Genomic DNA, 16,135 nt, shown 5'->3' on the forward strand with positions numbered 1-16,135 from the left:
CACAGTAACCGGTTTAAATCAAAACCGGTTACTCGCCCAAAAGTCATTCAGCTGTTTATAAAAACGCTTCCCTTATCATCCCGCTCCAGCAGTGACCAAAGCGTACGATGAAGCTTGCTTTCTTTATCTTCATATTCCGGCAGGGCTTGGCCTTGTTTGACATGAGCATAACGCAAACTGCCGTCGATAAAGGTGCCCCAGCGGCCCGAGTGCGGGCTGGTTTCACCGCTGTATGCGGTGATACGGACGGGTTCCGCCTGGCGTAATAACTTCTCTTTCTCCGGCCAGTTATACAATTCTTCCGGTAATCCTTTTGGGAAAAAACCTTCCGGCGGCACATCGACAAATTCGCCTTCAACCCGACGGATAAGGGTCCAGCCGGTTTTTGCCCACTGAGATTCTTTCCAATGAAACAATGGCTTTCCTGTATCAAACGCAGTCTTATCTGTCCGTGTTATTCCCTGCCACGCTTCAGGAGGCTCACCAAAATCTGCGGGAATAAACCGCGCGCTGGCAAAATTAATATCAGGTAAATATATTCCAGTTTCTACAGGATTTTCATTTATTTCAATACGAACAGATGGGTCCAGTTTATACCTTGGTATTCTAGGTGGTATTTCATCTAATGTGTAAATACCTCGATCAATATAAGTCAAATGGCCTTCACTCCATATTGCATCAAGGGTTGATGATAATCGGTCATCAAGCTCCGAAGCTAAATATCCTAGTTCAGAAATTTTCTCACCTTCATCACTACTCATCCAACCATCCCAAAACTCAGAAATACCTCTATTAATATTTCTCATAGCATGACCGATATCGAATGCTTTGATGTCGTTATGTGTTCGTAGAATATAAGCTTTCATGTAAAGTTCTTTCATCGGTCTGATATTAGGCATTACGCGCGATTCCCATACTATATCAGCCTGCTGCCATTGGGGGATCTTGCGGGTATTAAGCGGCATTTCACGTTTATATCTTGCCAGGGCTTCTTCATGGGCATCAATATAGGCAATAATGGCATCACGGGTTTCGGCATAATGATCTGCTGAGATAAATTTTTCTAAAAAGTAACATTCCTGCGGATGTAAAATACCCATTATTCTTTCCCTTTGAATTAATCCGTCACTTCCTAATGAAAAACAGTAACCGGTTTAAATCAAAACCGGTTACTCGCCCAAAAGTCATTCAGCTGTTTATAAAAACGCTGCCCTTATCATCCCGCTCCAGCAGTGACCAAAGCGTACGGTGAGGCTTGCCTTCTTTGTCTTCATATTCCGGCAGGGCTTGGCCTTGTTTGACATGAGCATAACGCAAACTGCCGTCGATAAAGGTGCCCCAGCGGCCGGAGTGCGGGCTGGTTTCGCCGCTGTATGCGGTGATTCGGGTGGGTTCCGCCTGGCGTAATAACTTCTCTTTCTCCGGCCAGTTATACAATTCTTCCGGTAATCCTTTCGGGAAAAAACCTTCCGGCGGCACATCGATAAATTCGCCTTCAACCCGGCGGATAAGGGTCCAGCCGGTTTTTGCCCACTTAGACTCTTTCCAACTGAATCTATGTTTACAAGTTTCTGCGTCAAACCATTCGTTACGCTGAATGCCCTGCCGAGCATCAGGTGATTCACCATAATCAGCTGGTAAAAATCGAGCTGCCGAAAAATCAACATCAGGTAAATATATTCCAGTTTGGATTGGTACATCTCCTTTTTCTATTCTCACGGATGAGTCAAGTATATAAAGAGGGATTTTTTTTGGAATTTTTATATATGGGCAAACACAATTATCACTATATGTCAAACGCCCCTCCTCCCACTCTCCCCATATTGTTATTGATAAGTTTTTATCTAGTTCTGAAGCTTGATACTCATGATGTCTAATTTTATCTTTTTCTTGATCAGTCATCCACCCATCCCAAAACTCTACGATTCCCTTATTGATATTGCTCATAGCATGACCGATATCGAATGCTTTGATGTCGCTATGAGTTCGCAGAATATAAGCTTTCATATAACGTTCTTTCATGGGTCTGATATTAGGCATCACCCTCGATTCCCATACCACATCGGCTTGCTGCCACTGTGGAAGCTTTCTGATGTTAAGCGGCAGTTCACGTTTATATCTTGCCAGGGCTTCTTCATGGGCATCGATATAGGCAATGATGGCATCACGGGTTTCGGCATAATGTTCTGCTGAGATGAATTTTTCTAAAAAGTAACATTCCTGCGGATGTAAAATACCCATTATTCTTTTCCTTTTGGTTCATACCAGTTGTTTTTATTCTCTAGCTTCGGTAACCCCAGATAAGGGCTGACCGGGTCACCGGCCACATCACCATAGCCCCAGCCGGTTTTACGCCGCTCACCGGTAAACTCTTTTTTAAGCTGCGACGGGTCCAGTACGATTTGTACCGCTCCACCTTCCAGCGAATATTCTTTGGCATTCTCATTGATTTGTGTTGCAGCCCGGCCTTCCCAGACCTTAAGAGGTTGCCCCGGTGGAACGGTGTAAACGACATATTCTCCGTTTTCATTCCAGCTTTTCCATACGGCAAAGTTTTTACGCCAGTCACTTTTCGACGTCAGCTTTTCAAACTCTGCCTTTCGCATCCAGCAAATACTATTGTCTGAAGAGTTTGGATCAATAACTCGATAGAGCATTTCACCTGATGGTATTTCAACTGCTGCCATAGAATTATCAAAGGTGCCAAACTTCCCATCTAATGGTGTTTTGCGAGATGCCAGTGATCTGATATCAGGCCACCCCTTATTAATAAACTTCTCTAAGTCCGGGGATAACTTATCTAATGCGGGATATGTTCTTTGTTTTCTGCCAACATCCACCCAATCTGGCTTTTCCTGCTTAAACATTTCCACTTCTTTTGCTGCCCGTTCACCGCCGTAAAGGTGTGCGTTGCTGCCCACATGCGCGCGGTAGGCATTGTCACCTTCAACACGCAGGCGGTTTGCCAGTTTTTCCAGTAAATCCGTGACGGGGGCGAGGGCTTTACCCAGCATCCGGTCCGCGTTGCGACGTACTGCCATCAGCATGTTCCACAACGCGGCTACGGGTTGCTTTAACGATGCAGGGCCCCAGGCCGTGACTTTATCGAGAAGTTTTTTGGTGACGGAGAGGAGTTCATCAAAAACACTTAACAGGTCGAAGACGTCCAGGCTGTCGATCACGCCGCGTAATTTCTCCTCGAGGAAACGGTAAGGGTTATAAATTTTCAGATACTTCAGCGCGCTGCGCGTGGCGGGCATATTCAGAAAATCGTTCAATAAGCCGATGGCGCCTTCAAGAGCACGGTAAAGCTGGCCGGGGTTGTTTAGCTGATCCAGATGACTTTTGCGCAAATACAAAAACAGGACTTTAAATCCGCCCTTGCACAGCGACCCTAACACCGGGAAGCAGCCGATCAATGTCAGGCATAACGCAACCCATGCCCAGTTGTCGCTGTCGTCTTCATTAATTTTTTTGCAGTTAGCCACCAGATCGCGGATATCGCAGAGCTGATCCACAAAAGGGATCATGGAAATCACCGTCCCTGTGACGACCTGTCCGGTAGTTTGTCCGGTATTGAAATCTCCCTGCAGGGTTTCCCAAATCCATTGCCCTGCAGCCTCAATTTTTCTTTGCCCGCTGTAGACCCAGCTGTCAGGCGGCGGGGTGAAAAATGCCAGCGCCCTGGCGAAATCGTCATCCATTGGTGATTGTCCCTGTTATTTCGTTAAAAGGCTGTCCGTTGCCGCATCAAGTGAGGTGTAGCGTTCCCAGTCCGGATCCGGTAAGGGTACGGGCAAAACGTATTCCACGCTGGCTGATTCAAACGGCACATTTTTGTGCAATGCATATCCCTGTTCATCAAGCTTGCCAGCCAGTACCGAACCGCTTTCGAATGTGATGCGGTAATCCGCGTTGGCTATGGCATTTGAGTCTTCATCCCTGAAATCCAGCGCCAGGTCGTATTTCCCGCCCCCGGGCAGATAGGGCATATTCAGCCGTACAGGGTTCGCCACCGTCAGCACCGTGTGCGGCGTTTTCCTGAAATATTCACCGGCCGTGCCGTACTCAATTTTGCCGTCCTGGAGGATGAGATAACTGCCGCCGCCAATCAGCGTGATGCGCTTTTTCGCGCTGAACAGGATGTCGCCGTCCACCGCCGTGAGGCTCACTTTTTTGCCCGCCGCAAGCGCTAGCCGGTTGTTCTGCGCCTGAACGTCGACCTTACCCTCGCTGGCATTCAGGCTCATCTCGCCCTTCAGCGCAAAGATGCCCATTTCCTCACCGGTGTTGACGGTCAGGTTCTTAATCACCCCGATATCCGCGTTTTTACCGGCGTTCAGAATCATGTTTTGGGTCGCCGCCAGCTGCATATGTTCGCCGCTGGTCAGCGCCATGCCTTCCGGGGCGCTTGCCAACACCACCTGATTTATCGGCTTCAGCCGTTCGCTGAACATCGCGATTTGCGCCGCGATATCGGCCTCCAGCGCGCTGGCTTCGGCGGCGGCCTGGCTGAGGGCCTTTACCTGACGCTGCAGATAGTCGATTTCAGCCATCGCTGCGCTGTTATCCAGCACCTGACCCTGCGCCTGCGGCTGGCCGTCCGCGCTGAGAAAGACGCCCTTACCACCGCGCAGGACGCCGTGTTCATCGGTGCGCAGCTCAAAACCTTCACCGCGCGGCGCGTTTTGCGCATCGAGGATATGCCCGCTATTCAGCTGGGTTTTGCCGTATTCCGTGGCGAGCTTGATGTGCTCCTCACCGCGCCGGTCCTCCATCCGCAGCTTGTTATTTGACGGAGTGCGCAGGACGTTGCGGGTGTGGTTCCGTTCCGTCACGTGGTCAGGATGTTCAGAGTCGTGCAGCGCGGCGGCGATATACGGCCGGTCGGGGTCACCGCCGTCAAAGGCGATGGCCACTTCGGTGCCGTCGGTCAGCGGCATATGCCAGCCGTAGCCGTCGCCGCCGTAGGGTTTGGCGAGGCGCACCCACAGGTACGCATAACCGGCATCCGCCGGGGCGCGGTCGCCGTCAATCCGTACGCGGTAACGCCCCTGATTATCCAGCCACGCGTAAGTGTCGCCCCGGGTCGGGCTTTCCACCCGCGCCGGTATCGTGCCGCTGAGCACCGGACGCGCCGGCGGTTCGGGGCGGAAGCCAATCGTTTCGCGGTAGGCCATGCCCCAGATATTGAGGCGGAAGTGGTCGGTGCGCGAGCCTTTGGCGACGATGCGGGTAATGAGGATACCGTGCGGCAGGTCGCTGAACGGGTAGGCCTGCGGCTCCAGCACCTGACCCGGCGCCAGCCCGCTGCCGGTGGTGCGGGCGAATATCCGGCACTGATGATTCAGCTGACGTTCGTGGCGGATGCGGGCATAAAACGCGCCGGTTTCGGCGGCGGCGTCCACGTCCTCACCGGCCTCGCGGTAGGGCCGGGCGTACAGGTAGCTTTCGCCGGTCACCGGCGCGGCGCTGCGCACCTGTGCGCTGGCGTCCAGCGGCGTGGTGGCCTCGCGGTAGTTGTAATCGCGTTTAAAGATTTTGCCGGTCACGGCGTTCCAGTGGATTTTCAGCCCCCAGACGCTTTCGGCGTGGGCATCGCTCATCCCCGACGGCTCGCAGTACGGCAGGGTGACGCCAAACTGGTACTGCTCCGGCCCGTCGCCGAACAGCACCTTTTCACACGTCAGGCGGGTGTCCGCCTCAAAGCGAAACCAGATACCGACCTCGGCCAGAATGCGTTTTATAAACTGCAGGTCGGTCTCGCCCCATTGTGTGATGAGCTCACGGTCGGGGTAGGTGTGGCTGAGGCGAAACTCAAAATCCTGCCCTTCGAGCCCGTGCTTGCGCAGGATAAATTCCGCCACTTCGGGCACCGACTGGTTCTGAAAAATAAAGCTGTTGGTGCTGTTTTCCAGCAGCCGCAGGCGTGGCACCAGCTCAAGGCGGTAAAGAGTTTCGTCGGCGGAGGTCGACAGGCGCTGAAAGTCACGGATAACGCCGTACACGGCGCGTTCGGGCTGGAAAGGCGTGCCCATCGTGAAGCTGGCGAACTGGCGCAGCATCTGTGCGGCATCGATATCCGGTTCGGGGCAGGTGACGTCAACGGTGTAGGAAAAAGTCTCGCTGAGCTGTTCCTCGCCGCGAAAGTTCAGCACGTCCAGACTGTAAGGGCTGTTCCAGATATCAAGTGAGTAGCGGGACAAACCTGTCGTATCAGGGAGAAGATTTTTCAGGATATTAACCACAGAAACCTCCATTTAATCTTTGAGTGGTAACAACGTAAGCAGCCCGTTACTGAGTTCCAGCGTGCGGGGCTTGTCGGGATCAAGCTCTTCCCGTTTCAGGACCACACGCCATGTATCATGTTGTCTGTCCGGGTTGCGAAACAACGCCACCACCGCGACAAACTGAGCATCGGGTTCCATGGGCATATCCAGTGATACATCACCGCCCGGCATCACCAGCACTTCCTTAGAGGCCAGGGCATCGGCTTTTAACAGGTTGTCGGCCTGAAGCAGCAGCTTTTCATAATCCGCGGCGTCAAAGGCTTTGCGATCTTTAAGCTGATAAACACGCACCATGGTTGCGAGCGATGACTGATCGCCTTCATCTGTGTTCATAGAAGTGCGCGGGGAAAAATCGAGATGCAGTGTTTTAATTTGCTTGTAGAAAATCGCTTTGGTCACGCCTTTGGTGCCATCGACCACTTTCTGAGTCAGGCCACAGCCGCTAAGCAGAACCGCGAGCAGAAACAGGCTGAAATACTGCCATCTTGTAGGTGAGGAAATTATTTTTGCCATCAGGGAATCCTTTTTCTTCATTCGCAAAAAATACTGTGTCCCTGCAATGTCTTGATTGCAGGATTAACGGAACCGGTATTCTCCCGACTCAGCGGGTAGCAAGGGTTCTTCATGTACACCCTGATAGGTGCCGAGACTGACGGTCATACTTTGCGGCAGGCTGTCACGTTTGCTTTCCTGTAAACCCAGCACACCGGTACGCCCGAGCTGTATCCGTCGGGACCCACCGAGCCGGGGTTCCGGCAGCAAGCGGGTAGGGACGGTGAGTTGCAGACGGGCATTGCACCGGTAGCCGAGATATACCCGCATCAGCACGAGTAAATCGGTATGCAAATGGCCGCCGGGTAACCATCCTTCAGCTTCTTCAGGATCGGAGGTCATCAGACTCACCAGTACCCGGCTATTACCGTCTTTTCCTTTGCGACCCAGTACGCTGCGCTGTGCCAGCGCAATACGGTTTTCAGCGCAAAACCCGCTGCGACTACGCATTTCCACTGACACCGGGTCATGCCCCTGAATATAAGCCTGCGTCAGGGGTGCCAGCAGATTCACCAGTGCACGGATCCCTTCTGCCGTTCGTGTCGGCAAACGCATAGTGCTTAAAAGCGCCAAAAATCGGGAAATCGGCGTCGCGATATTTTTGGCCGTGCCGGGTATCCCCAGACCAATCAGACCGAGCAGACACTGTGATGTCTCATCCGCTCCGCCAGCCTGGAAACTAGCGGGGTAGGCGTATTTACGCCAGATGCGATAGAACTGCGTCATCAGCCGATGGTTGAAAATATCCAGAAAATGCTCAACGCTTTCGTATCCTTCCCGCCGTTGGCTAATATCGTCGAGATAGCCTGTGGGTAAGGGGGCATCTACCCCATAGAGCCCCATAAAGGTAGTGCGAACAGTGGGTGTGGCGTGTACATGTTCCCGGTCGGCTTCTATGGCGCGTATTTCGCTGACCGGAAAACCCATACCAGGATGCGGGCGAAAACGTATTGGATCTGTTGCGGGATTACTGGTTGTACCAAGCAGCGGAGTTTCCCCGCCAGCCTGTTCCAGAAGCTGACAAAACCGGTAAAAATTCAGATAGGGCGCCTGCGGACTCAGGGCATCGATCAGCCCGGTACGTGTTGGCTGTGATTCTCGTTCCATCTCAGGCGTTTTCCTGTCGGTTGCAACACCAGCGTAAGCTGATTGAAAAGGTGAATATCGGCGTACAAGGCAAAGAAGCGGTGCAGCATTTCACCAAAGAGATTAACGTCCCCTTCGCCCGCGAAGTTGTCTGTATTCAGGGTGATTTCTACATCGACACCGCGCAGCATGAACCCTTTTTCAAATCGCTGGATCAGGTGGTGTTCGACGGCAACAATCGCCTCGAGCCTGCGGCAGTTCATTTCATCATCGGTCCAGTCATACAGCGCCAGGGTGCCTCGCAGCACCTCTGGGTTATCCATCATGCTGAGGAAGCTTGAACCCAGGTGACTCATCACCCGCCAGTGGAAGCGATCATTGGCAGGCGGATATACCGGCATGGTAGGCGTGGTGAGGTTGCGAACTTGTACCGGGACTTTGCCGGCTTTGACAACCCGGTTGAGCAGGGTACTTTCAAGCGCCTTACGTGGAAGCTGGCCGTTGGTCCCGGTAATACGCAGTGAAAGTGCTTCACGCTGTTCAGCAAGCTGTTCTGCTTCAAAGGATTTGCCACCGAGAATTAACCATGTGTCATGCAGGCCGGAAGGTCCGCGCTTAACACGGGTGTGGAAATAGCGTTCGGGAGCATCATGACGCATCATGCCCCCGCGGTGACGGAAACTGGTGAAGGGCACGTAGTCGTGTTTGCCGTTTTTAACGGAACCGTGTACCTGATCAACACTGTAGATTTCTACGTGGCCATCCTGCATTCGCAGTGGCCGCAAAAGATATTCATTCGCCAGCGGATCAATTTGCAGCGGGTCGGCTTCCAGTGAAAACAGGTTAATGACCGGAACGCAGTGTAACCGGAAGGTATCGGTATCAAACGGCAGGTCGTAAGGCCACAGCTCACTCAGCACAATATCGAGTTCGAACCATGTCGTTCCCGGTACCAGGTGAACATTTTGCAGTCCGTTCAGCTCAACGAACATAAATTTTGGGCGGAAGGTAAAATATTCCAGTAACAACTGATAGCCACTAAACGCCGAGCTCCCTTTAGGCCACAGGCGTTCATTTTCTTCAAATCCCATGGGCTTAAACCAGCCGTCTATCGCACGGCGATCCTGACCCAACTCCGGCTGGCGGATATACATGGCCTGAACTTTGCGGGTCAGGGCCAGATGCAGAGCGCTGCTGACCGGACTGTCGGCATCGAGATAGATTGCCACGCGGCTTAAATCTATCTTTTGCCAGTCTGCCAGCGGACCGCAGTCAAAACGCAGGCGTACGGTTGAACGCCCGTCTGTTTCAGTATGCAATTTCGCCTGTGAAACATTGATCGGCATAAGCGGCATATCCCGCGTCACCTGATACTGGCAACAGGTGTGTTTTTGCCCGACAGGCTGTGACAGGACAGAGAAGCCCCGGGGCACGATCTCCACCTGCTTGAGTTGCCGGTAATCAGGTTTCAACTCAACAATGGCCAGTGAAGGGATTGTCCGCATATAGTGTGGCCACAAGAGGCTGACCAGTCCCTCTGTGAGTTCCGGCAGGTCATCGTCAAGTTTCTCCCGCAGGCGCCCCATCAGGAAGGCGAAACCTTCAAATAAACGTTCAACGTACGGATCGCGCGCCCCGGACTTATCCAGGTTGAGCATCGCGGCCCGGTCGGGATGGGCATGGGCAAATTCGCGCCCGGCCTCGCGCAGGTAACGCATCTCAGCTTCGTAATAGCGCAGGGTCAAATCATCCATAAACAGAGTCCTGACTGAAAATTTCAGTGGTGTTGAAAATAAAAAAATAACAAAAGCGTGATGCCTGTGTTCACACACTGACACCACAAGGGGAGGGTATTACTCATCTCCGGCAGAGCCCGTTCCTGCGGGGATATCCTTATCGTCTGTCAGTACGGGTCCCGGTTCGGCGGCAACAACAGAAGAGACAGGCGCATCATCTAAAAATACTTTTTTGGGCAGAGAGAAGTTACGTAAAGCCAGCAAGGCCAGCGGGCCATTGCTCATTTCTGTTCTCAGTATGTATTTCAATGGCAGGCCGTCAGGGGTTTTCCAGACCAGCTGGTAACGGCTGCTGTCGAGTTGGGTAACCTGGGCTTTTTCCAGCAGGCGTATTAATCCCCAGTTTCCTGAAAAGTCGCCAAACAGTTGCATACCGGAACTGACACTGCGCCAGCTGAGCTGTACGCCGGGATAATAGGAATTTTCCGGCCATTTAAAGCTCTGCCAGCTTTCCATCTGGTTGAAATAATCCAGATTTTGCCCGTCGACAGCGAGTTGCGTGCGGACGACATTTTTTGACGGGCGGGCCATTAATTCAAAACGTAATCCTGCATCACCCTCAGCAAATACGATGTCAGATAACTGGCCCAGCTGGTTGATGGCATCAAGGAATGCCGGATTAAAGGTCAGTCCCTGACTGGTAATGGCATCCGGCACCCAGCGGTTACCTTCCTGGTGTAAAATGCCACCGAGTTGAGTTTTCAGGAATTGTGAGATACGTCCGGAGTCGGAACGGAGATATTGCGCGACGACAGGTAAGGATGCATCGCTGCCGGTGCTGGCGAACGGATACCGTCCGGCAAATGAAGTATCCCACTGGTTGACCACGGTACTTTGCCATTGCGCATTCAGACTGCCGGCGGCGGGTTGCAATACCTGACGCCAGGCAAGCTCCATAGGTTCCACAAACATCGCTTTCCCGAAGCCGCTCCATTCCTGACCCAGACTGGCTGCAACTAGACTGCCGTAATCACGGGTGTCGGTTAAATCGACGGCTTTACCCTGAAAGACAGTCTGAGCCAGCATCTGAGTCATCGCCTGCGGATCCGGTGCGGTAGTGACCTGCTGAAGCTTCAGGCGAACCTGTGTCACACGGGTTAAATAGGCCTGGAGGCTGAGATTGCCATTATTTACACCATTACTTTTGCCATCCATGATGGTCAACAAGGGGCCGAAGGCAGCGTCGAGCGGGCCTTGTGGTCCGCCTGTTTGCTTAATAACAGGTTGCTGTTTTTTACCCACCAGAACTTTCGCTGAATTCACCAGCGTATCGGCCAGAGCTTCGTTTTTCTGCCCCGTTTTCCCCTGCCAGGCCAGCGTATTCATCAATGCCACCATTGGAGACTGGCGTACATCTGCCATCAGCGTGAGCTGGGAAATAGCCCCCGAAAGAGATCCGGGCTCCTGCCAGCGCAGGCTGTTAACCATATTCAGCCAGGCATTGCTAAAATCAGTGAAATAACGTTCGGTGAGTCGTGCTTTTAGCGCCTCCGGGGAAATTTCTTCAGAAGCGGGTTGGGATTTACTGGTCAGAACCCAGTCAATTTCATTGCGTCTCGTAGTAACGACCTGATCGATAGCATCCTGAACCTGCTCTTCCCACGCCTGACGGGTGAACATTCCCGGCACGACCTCGTCTGTGTTGAACAGATAAGAAGCGTCGGTATCACCCACCATGTCTGTCAGGGTCATATCCGGATAGTTATTTGCTACTTTCTTTAGCATGGCCTGATACAGCGATGCTTCCGCATTGCGCTGGCCAATTTGCTTTAGCAGGATCTGCCGGACTGCGGTGACGAGGTTTTTATCCTGCGCTATTTTCCATTCCGGATGCGCGGACAGGTTCTGCCCCCAGAAGGCGATCAGTTTGGGCCCGACATGTTGCCATTGCCCGTCCGGAACCCCGGTGCGTTTTGGCCAGAGGGTCATCAGTGTCTGGCTTAAAAACGTTGCATCGGCTTTATCCGGACGTGACATCATCAGGTAGGCTTTAAGCTCAGCATAGGTTTGTTGTGTCAGGGCATCACGCTGCGGGCTGCCCGGTGGCAACCGGATAAAGTCTGTTAATTTTGCCTTAATTTTCGTGGCAGAAGCATCCCGGATTAACAGGTTATTGTTGGCCTGATACAACGGCCAAAGTGCCGCCAGTTGCGAGGCATTTTGATTCAGTCCAAAGCGCGTATACCAGGGAGAACCAGCTGTTTCCCGGTACTGTAATTTTGCAATTTCCTGTTGAAGTGCCAGCTGATTATTCAGGCGTGAGGCCAAGGGCTGAGTCGTATCGGCTGCGATAGTGGCCTGTTCATGAGAGTCAGCAATCTGATGCTGATTGATAAAAAGCGAAAGCAAAACACCCGCTCCCCAAACTACAGCCAGGGTCAGAAGGGTGCATTGCAATATTTTTTCCCAAGGCCATCCTTTTCGTTTCCCTTGCGCATTCCGGCAATCCTGAAGAATGCCCTGCCACTCAGGCAGAGCCTCCCAGCTATGTGAAGACCCCTTCTCTGCGCCGGATGGCAGACTGAACATCAGCCCGCGCAACATCATCGGAGAGGAACCCCGGGAAACCGTGGTCAGCACATTACTCAGGCCAGCACGCCATTCTTCGCGCAGTCTTTCAGTCAGACGCAATAAAAAGTCGTAACGGGTGTCCTGGGCAAGCTGGGACATCCCTTGCTCACGTAGCGCAGGAATGAGCGCATCCAGTGCGGTAATTACAGATTCTGTTGAAGTTTTTCCTGATAACAAGCACCCGACTGGTTGTGTTTCCCGGCCTTCCTGCGACCATTTACACGTGTCGAGCACCCAAAAATACACCGGCGCCTGCCAGCCAAGCAGTGCATCGGTTTTTTGGCGCTGACGCAGGGTTTCATCCAGTGAGAGGGTGCCTGGTAACTGATTACCTTCCAGTACCTGAACAATTCCGTCTAACGGACGGCGCGGACGCAATAGTCTTGCGGCCATCGCACGTTCAGAATCAACGGGCACATCCGGTAAGCCTCCCCACAAAAGCAAGGTATCGTCACCTTCCTGCCAGTTTTGCTCTGTCAGCCCCGGCACAATCTTTTCAACCAGTTCAGTTTCTCCGGTCAGCCAAAGGATCTGCACTTTCCTGCGCCAAAACCGGCCATAGCGAAAACGCATCTGCTCATCCAGACCGGTGAAAAACGAAGGTGATGGACTCACGGTATCTGAGGTCGCGGGTGCCTCAGTCTGCTGATTTTTTCGTTTACGCCATTGGATACGAACGCCTGCCTTCCCGAGGCGATCGAACATACGCTCGATCAGCCAGAAAATCGCGCCCAGCCCGGCGGCAATACTCAGACAAAGAGTCCAGATACCGGAAGGTGATAACGGGCCGATGCCAAAGGTGGAAGCGACCCATTGTGGATAGAAGGTGAGGGTGCCTCCCACAACGATGACGATAAAAATCAAAAACAGAAAGGCGCTGCCTATTAGGGATCTGATTGTCACAGTGAAGTGTCCTGATTGTCCTTAATGTCTGAGGCAGATGCAGAGACGCAACCTACCCAAATCTTGTCCGTGGCGGTTTGGACCGCAACAGCCTGTGTGATGCCATCTTCACGGCATTGTGTGGCCGCTATGAGTAATGCCAGCCACGGTGCTGTGCATCCTGTAAAACCCGTGATGTTATCGATGACACTGCACTGCTTTTGAATATCCAGCCCGAGTGCGTTTTTCTCACAGGCCGTGCTCCATTCGCTGTCAGTGAGCAGTGCACCGCCGGTGAGCCACGCTTGTCCAACGGACGCTGGCTGGAGGTTAATCCATAGCAGCGCGCGTGAAAGTGTTTTGGTGAGCGCGGCGTTTTTTCCGCACTCAGGGCGATGGATGCGTACTGTTTTACGCTCATCAGGCATCGGACAATTGGTTAACAGCATGGCTGTTGCAGCTTCACCGCTGTTGACCTCAGGCCGATTATTTATTTGAGTACCGATCACCAGCAAGGCAGAAGGGATACCCCAGGTCATATCAATCCATTGGTCTAACGCAGCAAACCCCGTACCATTCATTTGCCGCAGCGGACGGGAAAACATCGCCATGACTTCCTGTGCATGCTTTGCGTTAACTTGCGGATCCTGATCAATGTGAACATCCAGCAGAACGTAACAGGGCATGCTGGCGGGGAGGGTATCGAGTAAAGCTGATATTCGCTGTTTAAGGTGGCCATGCCACTCCTGCAGCACACTGGGTATCGTATTTGTTGTACTGCCAAGCCGTGTATGTCGGACGGCGAAGCCACCGGTTCTGGGAATAACAGATGACATTAGCGGAGTGTTTTTCAAAACAGCGCTGAGGAGTTTTTCTGTACTTTTGCCAACCGTGGTAAAGGAAACGCCACCGTGCCAACAGAGATAGCGCTGCCCACGTTGAGTTTCCTCTTCTATTAACTGCTCACGTTCTCTGTTCCATGAAGTTGCCCAGATCTGATCGCATTTGTAGCCGATACGTCGCAGGCTGAAAAGGATGCCCCAGGTTGCTGCGGGTAAACCAATGGCGGTAAACCAGAATGCAATCCCTGTATGTTCATTTTTCCAAAACCAAAGCGTGGACGTCGCCCCCGCCAGCAGCATAAAGGGCAAAAAAAGAAGCCAGCGGCGGGTATGGGGGCGAACAATGCCGGGCGCTTTGTCGGGAATAACATCAAGATTCACCGGCATAATTATCCTACTTGTGCCGTTGCAAGAGAACTAATCAGCGTGCAGCCGCAGGCACATTTATGTCCGTGAAAGGCGACAGGAATACCATTGTCCAGATAATTGGGATTACCTTCGGTAATGAATGTCGGACCGTGAAAGGGAACAGGGCAAGAGACTTTATCCCCTTTACGGGCAACGGGAATATTACCAAAACTCATGGTACCGGAACCGGTCACTACTGCGCCGCCGTGCGTTGTTTTATCGCCGATACGAATAATAGGAAGCATGATTAAGTCCTTTTAGAAAAAAAGTTTTATATTGATTACAGAGAGTCTGACGTTGAATAACTACTGCGAATTGTTGTTGTGAAATGTTTTAATAAGGCTGAGGTTGTCATTTTGTGTTGCTGAACACCGGGTCATTTTCTGCTGCAGCATGGTGCTTTTCAAAAATTCCTTTCACCACGTTCTGCGGCTGGTTCTCCGCATCCAGCAACTGAAAACTGTCAGGTTCATCTTTGATGATAGAAAACCCCAGTTTGCCGAAGTCAAATTGTGACAGCACTTCGATGGAGGATGCGGCGACATAGCCATTTTCTGGTGCAGGCAACAGGTAATGTGTTGGTGTTCCCTTGGGGGGTTCTGCCGTCACATCCGTCGGCGGTATGACAGACGGAGAAGATGTTTTACGTGAGTTATCCCCCATGGCACCTTTTGCATCCTTACTGAAAAGCTTCGCGTCTGCCGGATATTTCAGGAAGGCGAGACTCTCGCGTCCGGAAGCCAGTCTCAATGGGTCTCTAAAAGATACTATTCAGAAAAAAGTAGTAATAGGTTTTCGTGACCTTCGCGTAATTCCCCGCCTAATTTGACTTGGATGACCTTTTCTGTGATTTTTGTGATTATCTAAAAGTTACAAGATATCGGTCAGTTTTATCCATGTGATGATATTTCTTTTCTGTGATGAATATTTTATTTTTATCAAAGAATTGTCATAATCTAACACCTCTATAATGTCGCCTTTAATTAGGTATGATTTTTTAATATGTTGCTTTTTATTTTTATTATAGAGAAATGCTTTGTTGCTACTAATGACTGCAGGTAATGCATGATCAAGGTGTAATTTTTCTGGGGATAATAAGCTATCTGCATCTACGTCTGGTAATGACATCTTATAAACATATTTATCCTTAACGCATAAAGTTAGAGTCGTTACAACCTGATTTTCGCTCGCTGGCTGTAGTGATATTTCCTTGCATGCTTTTTTTAGATAAGGGATGTTTTCTGATAAAAAGTCAAAAACATACACATCTCTTGGGTAATTTAGAACCAAGGATATCTTGTCGTTTCCTTTTGATTCTAATTCAAAATCCTCTGCTGACATGTCTTTTGTAATAATTTTTCTATTTTCGAATATTTCATTTTTTTCGTTGATATATTTTATGTTATATCCTTCATTGTTTTGATAAATACTCCAATTCGTTCTGCTGTGTGTTTTTATTTCTTGGGCGGGGATGTCTGTAGCGTAAACAGCAGGGGCGCTTAAGAAACACATGAACAATGTAATGCATGTGTAAATATTTCCTGACTTCATTACCATTGTCCTTTTAGTAGATCATATGCATTTTTAATTTTATTATCATGTCCTTCTTGCCATTCACCATTGTATTTTTTTTTGCAATTGTCAGCCAATCCTTATCTTTCATAGGTTGGAGCATCCTTTTTTCCTTAACTAAAAATACTTTAAAATA

Annotated in this window: 12 protein-coding genes; all 12 read right to left on the reverse strand. The window is 51.1% G+C overall.

Features of this window, described 5'->3' with window-relative positions; translation table 11 throughout:
* Positions 1–47: 47 nt before the first annotated feature.
* A complete protein-coding gene (locus ACQZQY_RS24855) occupies positions 48–1,100 on the reverse strand; it encodes a type VI secretion protein ImpA (RefSeq protein ID WP_431297483.1) in 1,053 nt (350 codons plus the stop codon).
* Between the two features lie 88 nt (positions 1,101–1,188).
* Positions 1,189–2,241, reverse strand: a complete 1,053-nt coding sequence (locus tag ACQZQY_RS24860; protein WP_431297484.1) for a type VI secretion protein ImpA — start codon at positions 2,239–2,241, stop codon at positions 1,189–1,191.
* Positions 2,241–3,704 (reverse strand): hypothetical protein, encoded by a 1,464-nt coding sequence (locus ACQZQY_RS24865; RefSeq protein ID WP_431297485.1) that lies wholly within the window; start codon positions 3,702–3,704, stop codon positions 2,241–2,243. The genes ACQZQY_RS24860 and ACQZQY_RS24865 overlap by 1 nt, the downstream gene beginning before the upstream one ends.
* Positions 3,705–3,719: 15 nt before the next feature.
* Complete coding sequence (locus ACQZQY_RS24870) at positions 3,720–6,248, reverse strand: type VI secretion system Vgr family protein (RefSeq protein WP_431297486.1); 2,529 nt, start codon at positions 6,246–6,248, stop codon at positions 3,720–3,722.
* Between the two features lie 12 nt (positions 6,249–6,260).
* Complete coding sequence (gene tssJ, locus ACQZQY_RS24875) at positions 6,261–6,803, reverse strand: type VI secretion system lipoprotein TssJ (RefSeq protein WP_122096949.1); 543 nt, start codon at positions 6,801–6,803, stop codon at positions 6,261–6,263.
* A gap of 63 nt (positions 6,804–6,866) precedes the next feature.
* Positions 6,867–7,949 carry a type VI secretion system baseplate subunit TssG gene (gene tssG / locus ACQZQY_RS24880; RefSeq protein ID WP_431297487.1) on the reverse strand — a complete coding sequence of 361 codons (1,083 nt, stop codon included), beginning with the start codon at positions 7,947–7,949 and terminating at the stop codon, positions 6,867–6,869.
* Positions 7,913–9,682, reverse strand: a complete 1,770-nt coding sequence (gene tssF, locus ACQZQY_RS24885; protein WP_414072176.1) for a type VI secretion system baseplate subunit TssF — start codon at positions 9,680–9,682, stop codon at positions 7,913–7,915. Before tssF ends, tssG begins: the two co-directional genes overlap by 37 nt.
* A gap of 99 nt (positions 9,683–9,781) precedes the next feature.
* Entirely contained in the window at positions 9,782–13,198 is a 3,417-nt protein-coding gene (locus tag ACQZQY_RS24890) for an ImcF-related family protein (protein WP_431297488.1), read from the reverse strand.
* The gene (locus ACQZQY_RS24895; protein WP_431297489.1) at positions 13,195–14,406 is read right to left on the reverse strand and encodes a hypothetical protein; all 1,212 of its coding nucleotides are present in this window, start codon (positions 14,404–14,406) and stop codon (positions 13,195–13,197) included. Before ACQZQY_RS24895 ends, ACQZQY_RS24890 begins: the two co-directional genes overlap by 4 nt.
* 2 nt (positions 14,407–14,408) lie before the next feature.
* Entirely contained in the window at positions 14,409–14,672 is a 264-nt protein-coding gene (locus tag ACQZQY_RS24900) for a PAAR domain-containing protein (protein ID WP_013577838.1), read from the reverse strand.
* Positions 14,673–14,778: 106 nt separating this feature from the next.
* Positions 14,779–15,177, reverse strand: a complete 399-nt coding sequence (locus ACQZQY_RS24905) for a hypothetical protein (RefSeq protein ID WP_431297490.1) — start codon at positions 15,175–15,177, stop codon at positions 14,779–14,781.
* Between the two features lie 120 nt (positions 15,178–15,297).
* A complete protein-coding gene (locus ACQZQY_RS24910) occupies positions 15,298–15,978 on the reverse strand; it encodes a hypothetical protein (RefSeq protein ID WP_431297491.1) in 681 nt (226 codons plus the stop codon).
* Positions 15,979–16,135: the final 157 nt, after the last annotated feature.

It is taken from the genome of Rahnella sp. PAMC25559, assembly GCF_050632365.1.
Taxonomy (GTDB): Bacteria; Pseudomonadota; Gammaproteobacteria; order Enterobacterales; family Enterobacteriaceae; genus Rahnella; species Rahnella rivi.

What these genes read in the sequence shown, in the direction of transcription:
- ACQZQY_RS24855 (WP_431297483.1), bottom strand. Translation starts at nt 1,100, where the DNA reads ATGGGTATTTTACATCCGCAGGAATGTTACTTTTTAGAAAAATTTATC.
- ACQZQY_RS24910 (WP_431297491.1), bottom strand. Translation starts at nt 15,978, where the DNA reads ATGAAGTCAGGAAATATTTACACATGCATTACATTGTTCATGTGTTTC.
- ACQZQY_RS24895 (WP_431297489.1), bottom strand. Translation starts at nt 14,406, where the DNA reads ATGCCGGTGAATCTTGATGTTATTCCCGACAAAGCGCCCGGCATTGTT.
- ACQZQY_RS24900 (WP_013577838.1), bottom strand. Translation starts at nt 14,672, where the DNA reads ATGCTTCCTATTATTCGTATCGGCGATAAAACAACGCACGGCGGCGCA.
- tssG (WP_431297487.1), bottom strand. Translation starts at nt 7,949, where the DNA reads ATGGAACGAGAATCACAGCCAACACGTACCGGGCTGATCGATGCCCTG.
- tssJ (WP_122096949.1), bottom strand. Translation starts at nt 6,803, where the DNA reads ATGGCAAAAATAATTTCCTCACCTACAAGATGGCAGTATTTCAGCCTG.
- ACQZQY_RS24860 (WP_431297484.1), bottom strand. Translation starts at nt 2,241, where the DNA reads ATGGGTATTTTACATCCGCAGGAATGTTACTTTTTAGAAAAATTCATC.
- ACQZQY_RS24865 (WP_431297485.1), bottom strand. Translation starts at nt 3,704, where the DNA reads ATGGATGACGATTTCGCCAGGGCGCTGGCATTTTTCACCCCGCCGCCT.
- tssF (WP_414072176.1), bottom strand. Translation starts at nt 9,682, where the DNA reads ATGGATGATTTGACCCTGCGCTATTACGAAGCTGAGATGCGTTACCTG.